The 18,478-nt window shown below is 69.6% G+C and carries 19 protein-coding genes; 6 read left to right on the top strand and 13 right to left on the bottom strand.

Annotation, left to right across the window (positions count from 1 at the left end; translation table 11 throughout):
* Positions 1-21: 21 nt before the first annotated feature.
* The 5 genes from G5C66_RS09660 to G5C66_RS09640 are packed head-to-tail and all read right to left on the bottom strand — an operon-like array spanning position 22 to position 4,670.
* The gene (locus G5C66_RS09660) at positions 22-780 is read right to left on the bottom strand and encodes an ABC transporter ATP-binding protein (protein ID WP_338144125.1); all 759 of its coding nucleotides are present in this window, start codon (positions 778-780) and stop codon (positions 22-24) included.
* Positions 773-1,504 carry an ABC transporter ATP-binding protein gene (locus tag G5C66_RS09655; RefSeq protein WP_165110750.1) on the bottom strand — a complete coding sequence of 244 codons (732 nt, stop codon included), beginning with the start codon at positions 1,502-1,504 and terminating at the stop codon, positions 773-775. Before G5C66_RS09655 ends, G5C66_RS09660 begins: the two co-directional genes overlap by 8 nt.
* Entirely contained in the window at positions 1,501-2,556 is a 1,056-nt protein-coding gene (locus G5C66_RS09650) for a branched-chain amino acid ABC transporter permease (RefSeq protein ID WP_206443911.1), read from the bottom strand. The genes G5C66_RS09655 and G5C66_RS09650 overlap by 4 nt, the downstream gene beginning before the upstream one ends.
* Positions 2,540-3,424 (bottom strand): branched-chain amino acid ABC transporter permease, encoded by an 885-nt coding sequence (locus G5C66_RS09645; RefSeq protein WP_165110749.1) that lies wholly within the window; start codon positions 3,422-3,424, stop codon positions 2,540-2,542. Before G5C66_RS09645 ends, G5C66_RS09650 begins: the two co-directional genes overlap by 17 nt.
* Before the next feature lie 4 nt (positions 3,425-3,428).
* The gene (locus G5C66_RS09640) at positions 3,429-4,670 is read right to left on the bottom strand and encodes an amino acid ABC transporter substrate-binding protein (RefSeq protein ID WP_206443910.1); all 1,242 of its coding nucleotides are present in this window, start codon (positions 4,668-4,670) and stop codon (positions 3,429-3,431) included.
* Positions 4,671-4,774: 104 nt separating this feature from the next.
* Here G5C66_RS09640 and arfB point away from each other — a divergent pair, with 104 nt between their 5' ends.
* A complete protein-coding gene (gene arfB / locus G5C66_RS09635) occupies positions 4,775-6,274 on the top strand; it encodes an alternative ribosome rescue aminoacyl-tRNA hydrolase ArfB (RefSeq protein WP_241248387.1) in 1,500 nt (499 codons plus the stop codon).
* A gap of 25 nt (positions 6,275-6,299) precedes the next feature.
* Here the strand turns inward: arfB and G5C66_RS09625 are convergent, their stop codons facing one another.
* The gene (locus G5C66_RS09625) at positions 6,300-6,815 is read right to left on the bottom strand and encodes a GNAT family N-acetyltransferase (RefSeq protein WP_165110748.1); all 516 of its coding nucleotides are present in this window, start codon (positions 6,813-6,815) and stop codon (positions 6,300-6,302) included.
* Positions 6,812-7,984, bottom strand: coding sequence for an acyl-CoA dehydrogenase family protein (locus G5C66_RS09620; RefSeq protein ID WP_165110747.1), 1,173 nt, complete (start codon positions 7,982-7,984; stop codon positions 6,812-6,814). Before G5C66_RS09620 ends, G5C66_RS09625 begins: the two co-directional genes overlap by 4 nt.
* Positions 7,985-8,069: 85 nt before the next feature.
* On the opposite strand from G5C66_RS09620, the gene G5C66_RS09615 reads away from it, so the two are divergent.
* Positions 8,070-8,531: a CoA-binding protein gene (locus G5C66_RS09615; protein ID WP_165110746.1), complete on the top strand. Its 462-nt coding sequence runs from the start codon at positions 8,070-8,072 to the stop codon at positions 8,529-8,531.
* Between the two features lie 2 nt (positions 8,532-8,533).
* On the opposite strand, the gene G5C66_RS09610 is transcribed toward G5C66_RS09615, so the two are convergent.
* On the bottom strand, positions 8,534-8,983 hold the full coding sequence (locus G5C66_RS09610) for an Lrp/AsnC family transcriptional regulator (protein WP_165110745.1): 450 nt from the start codon (positions 8,981-8,983) through the stop codon (positions 8,534-8,536).
* A gap of 110 nt (positions 8,984-9,093) precedes the next feature.
* Here G5C66_RS09610 and G5C66_RS09605 point away from each other — a divergent pair, with 110 nt between their 5' ends.
* Positions 9,094-9,576, top strand: a complete 483-nt coding sequence (locus G5C66_RS09605; protein WP_165110744.1) for a DUF2000 domain-containing protein — start codon at positions 9,094-9,096, stop codon at positions 9,574-9,576.
* A 3-nt stretch (positions 9,577-9,579) separates the two neighbouring features.
* Here G5C66_RS09605 and purE read toward each other — a convergent pair whose 3' ends face one another.
* Positions 9,580-10,074, bottom strand: a complete 495-nt coding sequence (purE, locus tag G5C66_RS09600; protein WP_165110743.1) for a 5-(carboxyamino)imidazole ribonucleotide mutase — start codon at positions 10,072-10,074, stop codon at positions 9,580-9,582.
* A 132-nt stretch (positions 10,075-10,206) separates the two neighbouring features.
* Here purE and G5C66_RS09595 point away from each other — a divergent pair, with 132 nt between their 5' ends.
* Positions 10,207-12,927, top strand: a complete 2,721-nt coding sequence (locus tag G5C66_RS09595) for an SNF2-related protein (RefSeq protein WP_165110742.1) — start codon at positions 10,207-10,209, stop codon at positions 12,925-12,927.
* A gap of 120 nt (positions 12,928-13,047) precedes the next feature.
* Here G5C66_RS09595 and G5C66_RS09590 read toward each other — a convergent pair whose 3' ends face one another.
* From G5C66_RS09590 to G5C66_RS09575, 4 genes are all read right to left on the bottom strand, one after another.
* Positions 13,048-14,205 carry a 5-(carboxyamino)imidazole ribonucleotide synthase gene (locus tag G5C66_RS09590; protein ID WP_165110741.1) on the bottom strand — a complete coding sequence of 386 codons (1,158 nt, stop codon included), beginning with the start codon at positions 14,203-14,205 and terminating at the stop codon, positions 13,048-13,050.
* 96 nt (positions 14,206-14,301) lie between these two features.
* Positions 14,302-14,601, bottom strand: a complete 300-nt coding sequence (locus tag G5C66_RS09585) for a winged helix-turn-helix domain-containing protein (protein ID WP_040757211.1) — start codon at positions 14,599-14,601, stop codon at positions 14,302-14,304.
* A gap of 249 nt (positions 14,602-14,850) precedes the next feature.
* A complete protein-coding gene (locus G5C66_RS09580; protein WP_165110740.1) occupies positions 14,851-15,801 on the bottom strand; it encodes an adenylate/guanylate cyclase domain-containing protein in 951 nt (316 codons plus the stop codon).
* Between the two features lie 37 nt (positions 15,802-15,838).
* On the bottom strand, positions 15,839-16,570 hold the full coding sequence (locus tag G5C66_RS09575; RefSeq protein ID WP_338144124.1) for a biotin--[acetyl-CoA-carboxylase] ligase: 732 nt from the start codon (positions 16,568-16,570) through the stop codon (positions 15,839-15,841).
* Positions 16,571-16,688: 118 nt separating this feature from the next.
* On the opposite strand from G5C66_RS09575, the gene G5C66_RS09570 reads away from it, so the two are divergent.
* Positions 16,689-18,296, top strand: coding sequence for a carboxyl transferase domain-containing protein (locus G5C66_RS09570; RefSeq protein ID WP_165110738.1), 1,608 nt, complete (start codon positions 16,689-16,691; stop codon positions 18,294-18,296).
* A partial coding sequence (locus G5C66_RS09565; RefSeq protein ID WP_206443909.1) for an acyl-CoA carboxylase epsilon subunit occupies positions 18,293-18,478 on the top strand: 186 nt, incomplete at its 3' end. The genes G5C66_RS09570 and G5C66_RS09565, both read left to right, overlap by 4 nt.

Raw genomic sequence — 18,478 nt, 5'->3', positions numbered from 1 at the left:
CTCATGGTGCTTTCCCTTCCCCTAGTCGGGACCGTCGGTGGCCCCTGTTGAGGTCGTTGCGGCTCCCCCGAGATAGAGCTCCGCCATCCGCGGGTCGGCGAGCAGGTCGGCAGCCTTCCCCGCGATGTGGACTTTCCCCAGATCGAGTACGCAGCCGAGGTCTGCCGACTCGAGGGCCCGCCGGGCGTTCTGCTCGACGAGCAGGACCGCCAGACCGGCGTCGCGCATGCGTACGACCTGCTCGAACACCGTCGCGGTGGTCTTCGGGTCCAGGCCCATGCTGGGCTCGTCGAGCAGCACGACCTTCGGGCTCACCATCAGCGAGCGGGCGAACTCGACCTGCTTCTGCTGACCGCCCGAGAGCGCGCCGGCGAGGGTGTTCCACCGCTCCGCGACGACGGGGAAGAGACTCTTGACGAAGTCGGTCCGCTCGGCCACCGCCGCCTGGTCGCGCACCGTGTAGGCGCCCAGCCCGACGTTCTCGGCGACGGTCATCTCCTTGAAGACCGAGTGGCCCTGGAGGACGTGGGCCATGCCGGCACGGAGCATCTGCTGCGGACCGTTGCGGGTGACGTCGACGCCCTCGAGGGTGATGGTCCCCGAGCGTGGCGTCAGCATGCCGCTGGCCACCTTGAGCACGGTGGACTTGCCGGCCCCGTTGGGACCGACCAGACAGACGATCTGACCTGCGGGAACGGTGACCGTGAGGCCGCGCAGGACCAGCGCCGCCCGGCCGTAGCCGGCCTCGATGTCGCGCAGCTCGAGAAGAGGTTCAGACACCAAGGTAGGCCTCCAGGACTCGGGGGTCGTTCTGCACGTCCGCCGGCGCACCGGAGGCGATCGGACGGCCGCGGTCGAAGACCACGACATGGTCGGAGAGGCTCATCACCAGCTCCATGTTGTGCTCGACGATGACGAAGGTGCGGCCCTCGGCGTTGAGCTCGCGTACGAGCGTGGCGATCCGGCCGATCAGCGCCGGGTTCACGCCGCCGGCGGGCTCGTCGAGCATGATCGTGTCGGGCTCGGCCATCAGCACGCCGGCGAGCTCGAGCAGCTTCTGCTGACCGTAGGAGATGTCGCGGGCCTCGCTGCGCTCGAGGTGCTCGATACCGACCCTCGCCAGCAGCTCCCGGGCCCGGGCGATGTCATCGGGGTTGTGCGCCCCGCGCAGCCGGTGCGCCAGCCCGGTCGAGCGGACCCCGGCGAGCACGTTGTCGAGCACCGTCATCCGCGGGAAGACCCGGCACAGCTGGAAGCTGCGCCCGAGCCCGGCCCGGGCGATCCGGTGCGGTGCGTGACCGGTCACGTCGCGACCCCGGTAGGTCACCGTCCCCGAGTCGGGCCGGATCATCCCGGTGACGCAGTTGAAGAAGGTGGTCTTGCCCGACCCGTTCGGGCCGATCAGGGCGTTGATCCTGCCCTCCTGGAAGCTGACCGTCGCCTCGTCCACGGCACGTACGCCACCGAAGGCCTTGGTCAGTCCGTTGGTCTCCAAGAAGGTCATCGCTTCGCCTCCTCGAGCGCCTTGCGCTCCTCGGCCAGCTGAGCGGCATCGACCTCGCGGATCGAGGTGCCGCCGGGACGGAACCGGTCGAGCTGGGAGGTCAGCCACGGGATGACCCCGTCGGGCATGAAGAGCACGACCAGGGCGAGCAGGAGTCCGAGCGCGACCAGGTGCAGCTGGGTGTCGCCGTACTGGTTCTTGAAGAACTCGACGGCATACCCCACGATCACCGCGCCGACGACCGGGCCGAGCAGGCTGCGTACGCCGCCGAGCAGCGACATCAGCACCAGGTAGGAGCCGGTCAGGATCGAGAACTGGAAGATCGGGTCGAGCGACCCGAACCAGAGGGCGTACATCCCGCCCGCCATCGCGGTGAAGAACGCGGAGACGACGAAGACGACCAGCTTGTAGGCGAAGGTCGGCACACCCAGCGCCTGCGCCTTGTCCTCGTCCTCGCGGATGGCCTTGAGCCCGGTGCCGAGCCGGGAGCGGTCGATCAGCCACCACAGCACGAGAGCGACGAGCGTCAGCGCCACGAACAGGTAGAAGAACCGCTCGTGCTGCTCGGGCCGGAGTACGTCGGTGCCGAACGGCCGCGGCACCCGCAGGCCGTTGGACCCGCCGGTGACACCGGCCCAGCTCTGCGCGACCAGCAGCAGGATGAGCACCAGCGCGATCGAGACGATCACGAACGAGGCGCCGCGGACCCGCAGCGACGCGATCCCGATCGGCACCGCAGCCGCGCCCACGAGCAGCGCCGCGACCACCATCGAGACCCACGGGTTCACCCCGGCCTCGGTGATCAGCAGCGCGGTGCCGTAGCCGCCCAGTCCCGAGTAGGCGGCGTGGCCCAGCGAGATGTAGCCGGTCAGCCCGCCGACGAAGTTCCACGCCACCGCGAGCGCGGCATAGCTGGCGATCACCACACCCACCGACAGGATGAACGGGTCCGGGGCGAGCGCTGGGAAGGCGAGGACCAGGCCGAGCAGGACGACGGCCGCGACGAGCCTGATCGCGGCAGGCGTACGGCCGTGGCTAGAAGCGCTGAGCAAGGCGACCTCCGAAGAAACCCTGGGGGCGGAACATGAGGGTGGCGAAGAGGGCGACGTAGAAGACCGTCTGCGCCCAGGTGGTGCCCATCGGTATCTGCAGCAGCGCCTGGGTGACCCCGAGGATCATCGCCGCGATCGCGGCGCCGGGGATGCTGCCGAGGCCTCCGATCACGATGATCGCCATCAGCGGCCCGATCCAGTGCCAGTGCAGCGAGGGATAGATCGTGGCGTCGAGCGCGAGCGCGGTGCCGCCGACCGCCGCGGTCGCCAGCCCGAGCCCGAAGCCGAAGCCGGCGATCCGGTCGGTGTCGATGCCGAGCAGCTGAGCGGCCTCGCGGTGCTGGATCGTGGCCCGCAGCGCCTGCCCGAAGCGGGTCTTCTTGAGCAGCAGGAAGAGCGCCAGGAGCGAGATCGCGGCCAGCCCGAAGGCGATCAGCTTCACCACCGCGATCCGGGCGCCCCACAGCTCCAGGCTGGCGCCTGAGTAGCCGAGCTGAATCCGTCGCTGGGTGCCGGAGAAGAGGTAGCCGAGGCCGCCCTCGATGACCAGCGCGATCGCGAAGGTCAGCAGCACCGACATCATCGTCAGCGTCGCCGGCCGCAGCCGCGAGAGCAGCGCCCGCTGCATCACGTAGCCCGCCGCGAAGAAGAGCGGCACGGTGATGAACAGCGACAGCAGCGGGTCCAGCCCGGTCTGCTTGGTGAAGAACCAGGCCAGGTACGCAGCCAGGATGAGGAACGCGGAGTGCGCGATCATCACGACCCGCATGACGCCGAAGTAGAGCGTCAGGCCGGCGGCGAGCAGGGCATAGAGGCCTCCGAGCAGCAGCCCCAGGATCAGGCTCTGCAGGAGGAGTGACAGTGACATCGGCTCACCACGCCGGCTTCGGGAAGATGAACTCGGCCTCGGCCTGGTCCTTCGGCAGGACGATCTTGATCTCGCCGTCGACCCACTGCTGGATCATGTGGGCGCTCTGCGGGCGGCCCTTGTCGTCCCAGCTGAGCGGACCGACGACGGTGTCGACCTCGTTCTCGCGCAGCCAGTCGATCAGCTGGGACTGGCACTCCGGGTCGGGCTCTGCGCACTCGACGGCCTCGACCGCCGCCGCGACCACCTGACCGGTGGTCCAGGCGTTGGCCTCGTCCTCTCCGGGTGCCTCCCCGTGCTTCTCCTCGTAGAACTTCACGAACTCCTGGTTCTCGGGGTAGTCGGCCTTCGTGGTGTAGCCGGTCGGCGCGATGATGCCCTGTGTCTTGTCGCCGATCGCCTCGGCGAACTCGGTCTCGGTCGGCGCGGTCGAGAACGCGGCCAGCTTCGGCTGGTAGTTGAGCTGCTGCAGCGCGACGATCAAGTTGACGCCGTCCTGGTACTGGCTACCGCCCACGACGATGTCGGCCTTGCTGTCGGCGACCTTGGCCGCGATGCTGCTGAAGTCGGTGGTGTTGGGCGGGTAGACCTCGTCCACGACCGTCTTCACACCACCCTCCTCCAGCGCGTCCTTGAGCCCGTAGGCGGTGCCCTGGGCGAACGGGTCATCCATGGACGCGTACGCCGCGGTCTTGGGCCGCTCGCTCTCGGGCATCGACAGGATGTGCTCGGCGAGCAGCTTGTAGTGGTCGTCGGCGACGGCTGGCGCGGCGTAGAAGAGGTTCTCGAAGCCCTCCTCGAAGACCTCCGGCGCCGCGCCGGCGGGCTCGACGAAGAGGTAGCCGTAGTCCTGGGCTACCTGGGCGGCCGGGATCACCAGGCGGGTCGAGAACGGCCCGACGACCAGGTCGACCTGCTCCTGGTTGATCAGCTTCTCGTAGTCGGCCGCGACGCGCTCGGCGCTGGACTGGTCGTCGAGCATCTCCAGGCGTACGTCGCGGCCCAGCAGGCCGCCGTTGGCGTTGACGTACTCGGCCCAGGCCTCGTAGCCACGCTGGATGCCCTTGCCGGGCTCGCTGAAGTCGCCGGTCAGGGGCAGCGAGATGCCGATCACGATCTCGTCGTCGCCGCCTCCTTCCTCGGCAGCGCCACAGGCGGCGAGGGTGGAGGCGAGAGCCAGGGCCGCCGTGGCGGCCAGGGTTGCTCTGGACCGCTTGCTCGCGGTGGGGATCGTCGTGAAGCGCATCTGCGGGTCTCCTCTACGAAAGCGCTTACGTAAGCGTTTACGATGACGTTACCGACTCCCGCTTAGTGTGGCAAGGGTCACATTCCTGACGACAAGGGGCATCGATGGACCGTTCCGCCCGCTCCCCCCGCCTGATCGACGTCGCCAACGCCTCCGGCGTCTCGATCGCAACCGCTTCCCGCGCACTCTCCGGAACACCCGGCGTCAGCGACTCGGTCGCCGAGAAGGTCCGGCAGGCGGCACGTGAGCTCGGCTATGTCGCCAACCTCCATGCCCGCTCGCTCGCCAGCGGCTCCACCGCCACCATCGGGCTCGTCGTCCACGAGATCGGCGACCCCTACTTCTCCGAGATCGCCAGCGGCGTGCTCAGCCTCGCCGCCGAGCACGGCCGCACCGTCCAGATCTGCCACACCGGCCGCGACCCGGAGGCCGAGGTCGAGCAGGTACGCAGCCTGGTGGCCAACCGCGTCGGCGCCATCCTGATCGCGGGATCGGGCTTCGTGGACGCCTCGGTCGAGGCACCGATGCGGCTCGAGGTGCAGCGCTACGCCGAGGCGGGCGGTCGCGTCGCGGTCGTCGGCCGCCACCACCTCGGCGTCGACAGCGTGCTGCCCGACAACCGCCCCGGCGGCCGCGCCGTCGCCGAGCACATCCTCGGCCTCGGCCACCGGCGCATCGTGGTCGTCTCCGGCTCGCTCGAGCTGACCACGGTGGCCGACCGCCTCGAGGGAGTGCGCGACGCGCTCGCGGCGGCGGGGCTCGATGCCGGTGACGTACCCGTCCTGGAGGGTCCGTTCACCCGCGAGGGCGGGCGCGAGTGCATCCGCCGGATGCTCGCCGACCACCCGCGTACGACCGCCGTCATCGCCCTCAACGACGACATGGCCATCGGCTGCCTCTCCCAGCTGCGCAGCTCGGGGGTCTCGGTGCCGGGCCAGGTCTCGGTCAGCGGCTTCGACGACGTCGCCGTCGCCCAGGACCTCTCCCCCGGACTCACCACCGTGCGCCTGCCGATGGCCGAGATGGGCGCCCGGGCCCTCACGCTGGCGCTGAAAGAGCCCGGCGCACGGCCACGGCGGCAGCGGGTACCGGCGGAGCTCGTGGTGCGCGACTCGACCGGGCCTGTGGGCGCTGCCGACGGCGCGGAGGAGAATGGGGGGTCGAGCGAGAGGAGCCAGATGAAGGACATGCGGGTGCCGCCAGGCCCTGGCCTGCCCGAGGGCCTGGTCATCCCCGACTCCGAGCTGGTCGAGCGGTTCTCCCGCTCGCCCGGCCCTGGTGGGCAATCGGTCAACACCACCGACTCGCGGGTAGAGCTGACCTGGGACCCGTCGGCCTCCGAGGCGCTCGACGAGTCGCAGCGCGCCCGCGTCCTCGCCCGCTCGCCCGGCCCGATCCTCGTCGTCTCCCACGAGCAGCGCTCCCAGCACCGCAACCGCGTCGCCGCGCGCGAGCGTCTCGCCCTGCGCATCCGCGAGCTCCTGGCCCCACCACCGCCCACCCGGCGCCCCACCAAGCCCACCCGCGGCTCCAAGGAGCGCCGCCTCGACGCGAAGCGACAGCGCAGCCAGACCAAGCAGCTCCGCGGCCGTGTCCAGGACTAGGCCGAGGCGTACGTCTTCTCGAGCGTCAGGCAGGATCGGGATCGGTCGCGAGCCGGGCGTGGGTCTCGGTGTCGTAGCGGACCCCGTCGTAGAGCAGCTTCTGGCGTTCGCGGCCCTCGACGAGGAACCCGGCGGACGTGGCGACACGGCACGATCCGGGGTTGTCGACGCGGTGACCGGTCTCGAGGCGGAAGAGGCCGAGCTCGTCGAAGCAGTACCGCGCCAGGAGCTTCAGGCCGGTGCTGCCGACGCCTCGCCCGCGGTGCTTCTCGAGGGTCCAGTAGGAGATCCAGCCGATGCTGTGGACCGACGACTGCATGGTGACCCTCATCTGTCCCAGGATCTCGGAGGCGTCGACGACCGCGAAGGTGTGCGCCTTGCCGGCCGCCGCCTCCTCAGCCCACTCGCGGATCAACCGCCCCGCATCCTCGACGGTGGAGACACCCGCCGGCCGCTCGGTCGCCATCCCGGCGCCCCCGTACGCCGCGAGCAGGAGCGCCGCATCGGACGTCTCCCACTCGCGGAGCCGGAAGCCGGTCACAGGGTCGACTGGATGCCGGCGAGGAGCTGGCGGGCCATCACGATCCGCTGGACCTGGTTGGTGCCCTCGTAGATCTGGGTGATCTTGGCATCCCGCATCATCCGCTCGACCGGGTAGTCGCGGGTGAAGCCGTAGCCACCGAGCAGCTGCACGGCGTCGGTGGTCACCTGCATCGCGACATCGCTGGCGAACGCCTTCGCGGCGGCGCCGAAGAAGGTGAGGTCCTTGTCGCCGCGCTCGGAGCGGCCGGCAGCGGCATAGGTGAGCTGACGGGCGGCCTCGATCTTCATGCCCATGTCGGCGACCATGAACTCCAGGCCCTGGAACTCCGCGATCGGCTTGCCGAACTGCTTGCGCTCCTTGATGTAGCCCAACGCGTAGTCCAGCGCACCCTGCGCGACACCTACGGCCTGGGCGGCGATCGTGATGCGGGTGTGGTCGAGGGTCTGCATGGCGTAGGTGAAGCCCTTGCCCTCCTCGCCGATGAGCCGGTCGGCGGGGATGCGCACGTTGTCGAAGTAGACCTCGCGCGTCGGGGAGCCCTTGATCCCCAGCTTCTTCTCCGGGGCACCGAAGGAGACACCCTCGTCGGACTTCTCGACGACGAAGGCGGAGATGCCCTTGGAGCGCTTCTCGGGGTCGGTCATCGCCAGGACCGTGTAGTACTCCGAGACACCCGCGTTGGTGATCCACCGCTTGACGCCGTTGAGCACCCAGAAGTCGCCGTCGCGGACCGCACGGGTCTTCTGGTTGGCGGCGTCCGAGCCGGCGTCGGGCTCGGAGAGGCAGTAGGAGAAGTTGCCCTCACCGGCGGCGAGCTTGCCGAGGTACTTCTTCTTCAGCTCCTCCGAGCCACCGATCTGCACCGGCAGCGAGCCCAGCTTGTTCACGGCCGGGATGAGCGAGGCCGAGACGTCCGCGCGGGCGATCTCCTCGATGACCAGGACGGTCGCGAGCGCGTCAGCACCCACACCCCCGTACGCCTCGGGCACGTGCGGCGCGAAGAACTCGGTCTCGATCAGCGCGTCGTGAGCCTCCTGCGGATAGCGAGCCTCCTCGTCGACCGCAGCCGCGGCCGGAGCGATCTTGGCGTCGCAGATCTCGCGGATGGCCTTGCGGATCTCCTGGTGCTCCTCGGAGAGGGCGAACAACGGGTACTCGGCACTCATGTTCCGGAGTCTATGCCTGATTGCTACTCGCCAGTACGTCGGCGGGTCACGGAATCGTCGAGGCGATGTTGTTGTTCCCCTCCACATGACCGCCGCATGGCTCGACCAGGACACCATCGACACGCTTCTCGACGACTCGGAGACCTGGGCCGTCGTCGGCCTCTCCGGCGACCCCTACCGCACCGCCTACTCGATCGCCCAGGAGCTCCAGCAGCACGGCAAGCGGATCGTCCCGATCCACCCCGGTGCCGCCGCCGAGGGCAAGGAGGTGCTCGGCGAGAAGGTCTACGCGACCCTGGCCGAGGCCGCCGCGGCCGTCGGCAAGATCGACGTCGTCGACGTCTTCCGCCGCTCCGAGGCGGCCGGTCAGTTCGCCGACGAGGCCGTGGCGATCGGCGCCGGCGGCGTCTGGTTCCAGATGGGCGTGGTCGACGAGTCGGCCTTCGAGCGCACCACCGCGGCCGGCGTACCGATGGTGATGGACACCTGCCCCAGCAAGATCTGGTTCGAGCGCGCCAAGGCGGGCGCACGGACGTCGCAGCAGTAGCGCTACGGCTCGAACGTCATCGTCCGCATGTGCTCGTAGATCACCGACGTCTCGACGTCGGCGATCTCGGCACGTGAGGTGAGCCGGTCGATCACGAACGCGTAGAGCGCGTCGTTGTCGGGGACCGCGACGTGGACGATGAAGTCCATCCGGCCGGAGGTGACGAAGACCCCGACCGCCTCCGGGAGCGCGCCGACCCAGTCGCGGAAGGCCTCGATGTTGGCCCGCGAGGGCGGCCGGATACGGACCGCGACGAGCGCCTGCACGCCGCGGTCGATCTGGCGCAGGTCGAGATCGAGGTACGCACCGCGGATGAGCCCGCGGCGCTGCATCGCCCGGGCGCGATCGTGCACGGTGGTCGCCGAGACGCCGACCTCGGCGGCGATGTCCCGAAGGCTCCGCCGTGCATCCATCGTCCAGGCGGCCAGAATCTGGCGGTCGACTTCATCCATGCACGCCAGATTACCGAGTCTTCCTGACAATGACCGGCTTGATTGCGAATCAGCCTGATATTCCCAAGACTTGTCGCGAGTTCAGTTGGCGAATGACAGGAGTCAGAGTGATGAGCACAGGTGTCGAGACAGCGAGGATCGGGTTCGCTCCGGACGAGATCGACCAGTCCCTGAGCACCCGCGAGGTGCCGTTCAAGTGGGTGGTCGTCGTCGACCATGACCTCCCCGCCGGTCGCGCCGTGAACGCGGCCGTCTGCGTCGCAGGCGCGACCACGCAGCGTACGTCCGGACTCCTCGGCGCGGACGCGGCCGATGCCGACGGCTCCACCCACCCCGGCCTGCCATGGATCGGCTGCACGGTGCTCGGCGCCCCGGCCCAGCGGCTCACCGACCTGCGGCGTCAGGCGGTCGCCCAGCCTGGCGTCGCCGTCGTCGACATGCCCACCCAGGCGCAGCACACCCGGGTCTACGACGACTACCTGTTCGCCGTCGGGAACAGCCGCGGCGCCGACCTCTCCTACTGCGCGGTCAGCCTCTTCGGCCCGCGCCGGGTCATCGACAAGCTCGTCAAGGGCCTGTCGCTCCTGCCCTGAGGCTCAGGAGGTGGCGCGGCGTACGACCTCGCCCTTCTCGCGGGCGAGCTCGGCGAGGGACTTCTCGTACGCCACCAGCTTCTGCTGCAGCTCGGGGTCGGCGACGCCGAGGATGCGGGCGGCGAGGATGCCCGCGTTCTTGGCGTTGCCGATGGCGACCGTCGCCACCGGGATGCCGCCGGGCATCTGGACGATCGACATCAGCGAGTCCATGCCGTCGAGGTACTTCAGCGGCACCGGGACGCCGATGACGGGCAGTGGGGTCACAGAGGCGAGCATGCCGGGCAGCGCGGCGGCACCGCCGGCACCGGCGATGATCACGGAGAGCCCGCGGCCGGCGGCGTCGCGGCCGTAGTCGATCATCTCCTGCGGCATCCGGTGGGCCGACTTCACGTCGGCCTCCCACTCGATCCCGAACTCGTCGAGAAGGTCGGCCGCGGCCTTCATCGTCGGCCAGTCGGAGTCGGATCCCATCACGATGCCTACGCGAGCGCTCATGGAGACAGGCTATGCGGCCGCCGACCTGCCCCGCGTCACCGGTCCGACCTCTGTCCGTCATCTGCATGTCGGTGCTGCCCGCTAGGGTCTTCCGACGCCGCCCGCCGTCCCCTACGACCCCCACAAAGGCAGATGGATCCAGCTACGAGCACCGACGTCGTCATCGGTACGCCGCCGAGCACCGCCTCGGTCGAGCGGTTCACCGGGCTGACCAAGGCGGAGCGCAAGGCGCTGCCCTCGCGCGTGCGGCAGGTCTCGTCCTGGTCGCGGCAAGCGGCGTCGGCGACCGCCGCGCGGGCCGTGATCGAGCAGGAGGCGACCGAGGCGGTCGACCACTTCCGGGCGAGCGCGGCCGAGCTAAAACGCGCGGCCCAGGTGGCCTGGCGCAGCCTCGCGCTCGACCGGAGCGACGGGCCACGACTGGCCGCGATCGCCCGGCGTCACGCGCTCGAGCCCGTCGAGGAGACCACCCAGGAGCTCGTCGAGTCGCTGGCCGTCGCGGCCGAGGACGTCGCGCAGGCGAAGAAGGCGGCCGGCGCCCGTCGGCTGTTCGTGCGTGGCAGCCGACGCGAGGAGGCGGAGCTGGCGGGCCGGCGGATCCTCGACCTGCACCAGCGGGCGAGCGAGATCCAGGCGCCGGCCCGGCTCGACCGGCTGGGGCGGCTCCCGAGCCGTCGCCGGGTGCGGATCCGGGAGGCGCTGCTGCCGAGCGTCGGCCTCCTCGAGGCTCTCTCCGGCCTGGGCTCGGAGGCGGCGCTGGCGCCGCGCAAGGGCATCCTGGTCCTACGCAACGAGGCCGAGGCGCTCAACGAGGCCAGGCGCTCCGAGGAGCCCGCTCGCCGGGCCGCGACCGAGGCCGGCAACGCGGTCAGGAGCGCCGACACCGACACCGCGGTCAGGTCGCTTCCGGTCGACGAGCTCGCTGATCTCGTACGCATCGAGCCCCTCCTCGAGGCCGGGATCCGCACCGTCCACGAGGTCATCCATCCCCGGTCTGACCTGCGGGAACTTCCCGGGGTCGGGCCGGCCACGGCGATGCGGATGCAGGAGGCGGCGCAGGCGCTGTGGCAGCGCACCTACGACGAGATGCCGCTCGCCATCGACCACGACCGCCGCACTCCGGCGGCCACCAGGCTGCTCGCCCGGCTGGCGGAGTGGGAGGCGGGGCGGCGTACGAAGGACGCGGGGGCGGAGCTCGCCCTCGTCCAGTCGCTGCGGCCGCTGATCCGGTCCCTCGACAGCGGCGCGAGGTTCCACCTGATCCTCGCCAACGCGGCGAGCCTCGACGACTTCCAGAGCGCGCTGCGATCGATCGCCCACCGTGCCGAGATGGCCCGCCGGATCCGTCCGGGCAACCGGCCGGCCGATCCGTGGGACGACTTCGAGAAGCGCCCGGCCGACTACTACGCGATGCTCTCCGAGCTCGGCTTCCTCACCGAGGACGAGGACAAGATCCATGGCGACCTGTCGGCCGAGATCATCGAGGCGGTGCGCGCGCAGGAGCTGCGTACGAACAACCTCACCGCCTCGCTCCGCGGCTACCAGCACTTCGGCGTCCGCTTCGCGCTGGTGCAGATGAAGGTGATCATCGGCGACGAGATGGGGCTCGGCAAGACGCTCCAGTCGCTGGCCGTGCTCGCCCACCTGCACGCGATGGGCGCCTCGCACACGCTCGTCGTCTGCCCGGCCGCGGTGGTCACCAACTGGGTGCGCGAGACCGACTCGAAGACGACCCTGATCCCCCATCGGCTCCACGGGAACCGGCGCTCGAAGGCCGCCAAGATCTGGGTCGAGCAGGGTGGCGTCGCGGTGACGACCTACGAGACGCTCAACACGATCCAGCCCTTCCTCGACCAGGTCGAGGTCGCCTGCGTCGTGGTCGACGAGGCTCACATGATCAAGTCGCCGCGCACCCAGCGGACCGAGCGCGTACGCCGGGCGCTGGACGCCTCGGAGCGCGCCATCCTGCTCACCGGCACCCCGATGGAGAACCGCATCGACGAGTTCCGCAACCTCGTCTCCTATCTCCGCCCCGACCTGCTGCTCTCCGCCGACGAGTTCAACCCCCACCGGTTCCGCAAGCAGGTCGCCCCGGTCTACCTGCGCCGCAACCAGGAGGACGTGCTCACCGAGCTGCCCGACCTCGTCGAGGTCGAGGACTGGCTGCCGCTGTCCCCGGCTGACGAGAGGGCGTACGCCGAGTGCGTCCGCGACGGCAACTTCATGGCCATGCGCCAGGCCGCCATGCTCCAGGGCACGTCGTCGGCGAAGGTCGAGCGGCTGATCGAGATCGTCGGCGAGGCCGAGGAGAACGGCCGCCGCGTGATCGTGTTCTCCCACTTCAGGAAGGTCCTCGACGACCTGGTCACGCTGCTGCCCGGCGAGGTGTTCGGTCCCCTGACCGGGTCGGTGCCCGCCGAGGAGCGCCAGCAGATGGTCGACGAGTTCTCCGCAGCCGGCCACGGCGCGGTGCTGGTCACCCAGATCGTCGCCGGTGGCGTCGGCCTCAACATCCAGTCGGCGTCGGTCGTGGTCATCTGCGAGCCTCAGCTCAAGCCGACCATCGAGTGGCAGGCCATCGCCCGCGCTCGCCGCATGGGCCAGCTCCAGTCGGTCCAGGTCCACCGCCTGCTCTCCGAGGTCGGCGTCGACCAGCGCGTCCACGACATCCTCGCCGCCAAGGCCGAGCTCTTCGACGACTTCGCCCGGGTCAGCGCCACCGCGGCCAGCAGCCCCGAGGCGTACGAGACCTCGCACCCCGACGACGCCGTCGCCGCTCTCGCCGCCGAAGCCTCCGACGCCGAGATCGCCCGCGAGGTCGTCGCCACCGAGCGCCAGCGCCTCGGCGTCTGACCCTGCCGAGGCGTCAGGTACGTCGGCCGAGACGTCACCCAGGTCGGCCGAGTTGGCAGCGGAGTGCCATGTCGGCCGACGCGGGCGACGCGTCGGCCGACGCGGCTGACGCTTCGGCGGTCAGTCGGAGTCGTTGCCGAGGTCGCCCTGGAACCAGTCGGCGGCGTGGCGGGCGCGCTCGAGGCAGTCGTCGAGGTCGTCGCCGTAGACGTTGACGTGGCCGACCTTGCGCCCCGGACGCATCTCCTTGCCGTAGAGGTGGACGCGGAGGTGCGGGTCGCGGGCCATGGCGTGCGGGTAGCCGTCGTAGAGCCGGCCGACATCCGGCCGGGAGGAGCCGAGGATGTTGACCATCACCGACCACTTCGCGCGGGGTGCGGGCGAGCCGAGCGGCAGGTCCATGACCGCGCGCAGATGGTTCTCGAACTGCGAGGTGACGGCGCCGTCCTGGGTCCAGTGGCCGGTGTTGTGAGGACGCATGGCGAGCTCGTTGACCAGCAGGCGGCCGTCGACGGTCTCGAACATCTCGACCGCGAGGACACCGGTGACACCGAGCTCGCCCGCGATGCGCAGCGCGATCTGCTCGCCCTCGACGGCGAGCTCGGGCGAGAGGTCGGGCGCCGGGGCGATGACCTCCTTGCAGACACCGTTCTCCTGGTAGGTGTGCACGACCGGGTACGCAGCAGCCTGACCGCTCGGCGAACGGGCGACGATCGCGGAGAGCTCCCGGCGGAAGTCGACGAGCTCCTCGGCGAGGATCTGGACACCCGCCTCCTCGGCGACGCGAAGCGGCTCGGCGACATCGGCGACGCCGCGTACGACCCAGACGCCCTTGCCGTCGTAGCCGCCGCGGGTGGTCTTGAGGACGCACGGGAAGCCGAACTCCTCGACCTCCTCTACCGACGACACGATGGCGTTGCGCGGGCACGGGATGCCGAGCTCGGTCAGCCGGGCGCGCATGACGCCCTTGTCCTGGGCGTGCACGAGCGCGTCGGGCCCGGGCCGGACGGCGACGCCGGCGGCCTCGAGGGCGTGCAGGTGCTCGGTCGGGACGTGCTCGTGGTCGAAGGTGACCACCTCGCAGCCCTCGGTGGCCTTCCTCAACGTGTCCAGGTCGCGGTAGTCCCCGACCAGCTGGTCGGGGATGACCTGGGCGGCCGAGACGCCCTCACCCTCGGCGAGAAGCCGGAGCGGGAGGCCGAGCGCGATTGCGGGCTGAGCCATCATGCGGGCCAGCTGGCCACCGCCGATGATCGCAAGTGTCGGTGCGAGGGTCACGACGGACAGGATAAGGAAACTGCCGGGCCGGAGCCGATTTCGCGGATCCCCCTCACGATATCCGCGAAATCCGGCTCCCGGCAGGTTGCGAGAAGGTCAGGCCTTCTCGAAGCGCAGCCCCTTGCCGCGCAGGGTGGTGATCAGATGGGGCTTCCGGGGGTCGTCGCCCAGCTTGCGACGCACCCAGCCAAGGTGGACGTCGATGGTCTTCGACGAGGTGTAGAAGGTCGCGTTCCACACGTCCCTCATCAACTCGTCGCGGGAGACGACGTCGCCAGCCCTCTTGATCAGGGCATGAACCAGGTCGAACTCCTTGCGAGAGAGCGTCAGCTCCTCATCGTTCCGCCATGCTCGCCGGGTTTCCGGGTCGAGCTTGATCTCCTGTACCTCGATCATGGAACCGACACTAGGGAGGTAAAGAGCCCTTGGCAAAGGATTGCACGATATTGCCACTGACATTTTCAGGCCAACGTGCAACGAAATGGGCATGACAAACGTGCGTCCCCGAATGACGTTCTCAACCATGCCCACGAAGGCATGACCAGGTAAAGCAATCAACGCCCTGCGTTGATCGACTGTTAACTACAACGGAATGTGAACAAATCCGCGAAATCGCAGGTCAGCAGCACCCTGGTAGGTCACGATTCAGACACGACGGACCGCGACAGGCTCCACGATCCCGAAGCCTCGCACCGGTCGAGCGGCCAGTCGCCGGGTCTCGAACTCGTCCTCCGGCATCGCCCCGGCGGTCGCCTCGTCGATGATGATCCGGTTGCGGCGGGCGACGGCGGTCAGCCTCGCAGCCATGTTCACGGGTGGCCCGAAGACGTCGCCGAGACGCGAGACGACGTTGCCGGAGGCCAGCCCGACGCGTACGTCGGGCATCCGCGGGTCGCGCCCGATCACGTTGATGATCCCCTCGGCCGTGCCGTAGGCCTGCAGCGGATCGTCGTTGACGAAGAGGACCGAGTCGCCCAGGGACTTGATGATCCGGCCACCCCAGGTCGCCACCACGTCGGCGCACCGGGACTCGAAGAGCTCGACGAGGTCGCCGATCTTCTCCTCGGTGAGCGTGTTCGACAGCGCGGTGAACGAGACGATGTCGGCGAACCCGACGGTCTGCCAGACCGTGCCCAGCTGCTCCTCGGGCCCCGCGACCGACGCCTCGGCCCGCGCGAGCGCAGCGCGCATGTGGCGGCGCCAGGCGAAGGTCATCATCTCCTCGAACGCGCTCTCGAACTGCTCCGAGACCGAGACGGTCGCCTTCAGCAGCTCGGACGGCGACCGCTCGTCCTCGTTCTGGGTCTCGACGTGGTGCAGCAGCGCGGAGACCTCGTAGTCGGAGAGCCGCGCCATCGACTGTCCGATGCCGCGGGTCAGGTTGACGACCAGGTCGAAGCTGACCAGGCCGTTGCCCGAGATCTCGTTGGCCTTGGCCAGCGCCTGCACGTCGGCCTCGTCGAAGAACGCCTCGTCGTCACCGATCTCCGGGAACCCGAGAGCACGCCACAGGCGTTTCGCCTGGTCCAGGCTCACGCCGGCCTTCTCGGCCACCTCCGCCGAGGTCAGGTTGACGGGCTGCTTCGATTTCGCCACGAACAGATCATGCCACTCGGCGCTTCATGCCCGCCCGTCAAGACCTCGGGCGCAGCCGCGCGTGAATCACGTCGCCCGCACCGACCACCCGTGTCCCCTCGCCGGTCTCGATGACCAGCCGGCCGAAGTCGTCGATCTCGGTGGCCACGCCCTCCCAGACGTCCCCGCCCGGCAGCTCCGCCCGCACCCGCTCCCCGACTGTCACCGACAGCTCGCGGTAGCGGCGTGCGAGCTCGTCGGGTTCCGACCCCCAGATCTCGTACGCAGCCCGCAGCTCCTCCAGCAACGCAGCCAGCATCTCGGTGCGATCGACGGGCGCGCCGCTCTCCAGCTCCAGCGACGTGGCGGTCTCGATCGGCAGCTCCTCGCGGGTCAGGGAGGTGTTGAGCCCGAACCCGATCACCGCGGCGGCTCCCTCGGGAGCCTCGATCCGCTCGATCAGGATGCCGCACACCTTGCGGCCCTCGATGAGCACGTCGTTGGGCCACTTCAGCCCCGCTGCGTACCCCTTCTTCCGCAGTGTGGACGCGACGGCGACGCCGGTCATCAACGGCAGCCAGGGCCACCGCTCCACCGGGATCGACGCCGATGGGCGCAGCAGCGCGGAGACGGTCAGTGCCGAGCGCGCCGGCGTCGTCCAGCCCCGGTCGAGCCGGCCGCGGCCGGCGGTCTGGTGCTCGGTGGTGATCACCAGGCCCGGCTCCTCGCCCGCGCGTGCCCGCCTGGCCAGCTCCGCGTTCGTCGACGGCGTCGAGTCGAGGATCTCCACCCGCCAGCCGCCCGGTAGCGCATCGAGCCGGGAAGGGTCAAGTGACGGGCGTCGCATCGCGAAAGGTGGCACGGGCATTAGATTGGCCCCCGCACCGCACGAAGTCCAAAGGAGCACCGTGAGCGCCGAAGCCACCCCGCAGCCCGAGATCGACCTGCACACCACCGCCGGAAAGCTGGCCGAGCTGGAGCGTCGTCTCGACGAGGCCGTCCACGCCGGCTCCGCGAAGGCTGTCGAGAAGCAGCACGCGAAGGGTCGCCAGACCGCCCGCGAGCGTATCGAGATGCTGCTCGACGAGGGCTCCTTCCAGGAGGTCGACGAGCTGGCCCGCCACCGGTCCACGGCGTTCGGCCTGGAGAAGAACCGCCCCTTCGGTGACGGCGTGGTGACCGGCTACGGCACCATCGACGGCCGCCAGGTCTGCGTCTTCTCGCAGGACTTCACCGTCTTCGGTGGGTCGCTGGGTGAGGTCTACGGCGAGAAGATCACCAAGATCATGGACCTCGCGATCAAGACCGGCTCCCCGCTGATCGGCATCAACGAGGGCGCCGGCGCCCGCATCCAGGAGGGTGTCGTCTCCCTGGGTCTGTACGGCGAGATCTTCAAGCGCAACGTCCACGCCTCCGGCGTGATCCCGCAGATCAGCCTGATCATGGGCAACTGCGCCGGTGGCCACGTCTACTCGCCGGCCGTCACCGATTTCACGATCATGGTCGACAAGACCTCCGGCATGTTCATCACCGGCCCCGACGTCATCAAGACCGTCACCGGCGAGGACATCACCATGGAGGAGCTCGGCGGCGCGCTCGCCCACAACTCCAAGTCCGGCGTGGCCCACTACATGGGCTCCGACGAGGCCGACGCGATCGAGTACGTCAAGGCGCTGCTCTCCTACCTTCCCTCCAACAACATGGAGGAGCCGCCGGCCTATGACGAGGTCGCGGACCTGGAGATCTCCGACCTCGACCGCGAGCTCGACACCTTCATCCCCGACGGCGGCAACCAGCCCTACGACATGCACGAGGTCATCTCGCACATCGTCGACGACGAGGAGTTCCTCGAGGTCCAGCCGCTGTGGGCGCCCAACATCATCATCGGCTACGCCCGCATCGAGGGCCGCCCGGTCGGCATCGTGGCCAACCAGCCGATGCAGTTCGCCGGCACCCTCGACATCGACGCCTCCGAGAAGGCCGCCCGCTTCGTACGCACCTGCGACGCCTTCAACGTCCCCGTCATCACCTTCGTCGACGTGCCCGGCTTCCTGCCCGGCACCGACCAGGAGCACAACGGCATCATCCGCCGCGGCGCGAAGCTAATCTACGCCTACGCCGAGGCCACCGTCCCGCTCGTCACCATCATCACCCGCAAGGCCTACGGCGGCGCCTACGACGTCATGGGCTCCAAGCACCTCGGCGCCGACATCAACCTCGCCTGGCCCACCGCCCAGATCGCGGTCATGGGCGCGCAGGGCGCGGCCAACATCGTCCACCGCCGCACCCTGGCCGAGGTCGAGGCCGCCGGCGGCGACGTCGAGGCCAAGCGCGCCGAGCTGATCGACGAGTACGAGACCACCCTCGCCAACCCCTACATCGCCGCCGAGCGTGGCTACGTCGACGCGGTCATCCCGCCCCACGAGACCCGCGCCGAGGTCACTCGCGCGCTGCGTCTCCTGCGCACCAAGCGCGAGACCCTGCCCGCCAAGAAGCATGGGAACATCCCGCTGTGACCGCGCCGGAAGAACTGACGGCCGAGCAGAAGCCCCTGCTCAAGGTCATCGACCAGAACGCCACCCCCGAAGACGTAGCCGCGATCGTGGCCGTCTTCGCCGCGATGGGATCGGCAGGCGAGGCACCCAAGAAGAAGCCGCGCTCCCTCTGGGCCACCCCCCAGCTGCGTACGCCCCTCCAC

It is taken from the genome of Nocardioides turkmenicus (assembly GCF_011045035.1).
Taxonomy (GTDB): domain Bacteria; phylum Actinomycetota; class Actinomycetes; order Propionibacteriales; family Nocardioidaceae; genus Nocardioides; species Nocardioides turkmenicus.
The sequence above is the reverse complement of the archived record's forward strand: the minus strand, read 5'-3'. Positions and strand labels throughout refer to the sequence as shown.

Bases quoted from the DNA above. Each gene is read 5' to 3' on its own strand.
- G5C66_RS09640 (WP_206443910.1), bottom strand. From the start codon at position 4,670: ATGCGCTTCACGACGATCCCCACCGCGAGCAAGCGGTCCAGAGCAACC.
- G5C66_RS09610 (WP_165110745.1), bottom strand. From the start codon at position 8,983: ATGGATGAAGTCGACCGCCAGATTCTGGCCGCCTGGACGATGGATGCA.
- G5C66_RS09655 (WP_165110750.1), bottom strand. From the start codon at position 1,504: ATGACCTTCTTGGAGACCAACGGACTGACCAAGGCCTTCGGTGGCGTA.
- G5C66_RS09595 (WP_165110742.1), top strand. From the start codon at position 10,207: ATGGATCCAGCTACGAGCACCGACGTCGTCATCGGTACGCCGCCGAGC.
- G5C66_RS09585 (WP_040757211.1), bottom strand. From the start codon at position 14,601: ATGATCGAGGTACAGGAGATCAAGCTCGACCCGGAAACCCGGCGAGCA.
- G5C66_RS09615 (WP_165110746.1), top strand. From the start codon at position 8,070: ATGACCGCCGCATGGCTCGACCAGGACACCATCGACACGCTTCTCGAC.
- G5C66_RS09620 (WP_165110747.1), bottom strand. From the start codon at position 7,984: ATGAGTGCCGAGTACCCGTTGTTCGCCCTCTCCGAGGAGCACCAGGAG.
- purE (WP_165110743.1), bottom strand. From the start codon at position 10,074: ATGAGCGCTCGCGTAGGCATCGTGATGGGATCCGACTCCGACTGGCCG.
- G5C66_RS09645 (WP_165110749.1), bottom strand. From the start codon at position 3,424: ATGTCACTGTCACTCCTCCTGCAGAGCCTGATCCTGGGGCTGCTGCTC.
- arfB (WP_241248387.1), top strand. From the start codon at position 4,775: ATGGACCGTTCCGCCCGCTCCCCCCGCCTGATCGACGTCGCCAACGCC.
- G5C66_RS09605 (WP_165110744.1), top strand. From the start codon at position 9,094: ATGAGCACAGGTGTCGAGACAGCGAGGATCGGGTTCGCTCCGGACGAG.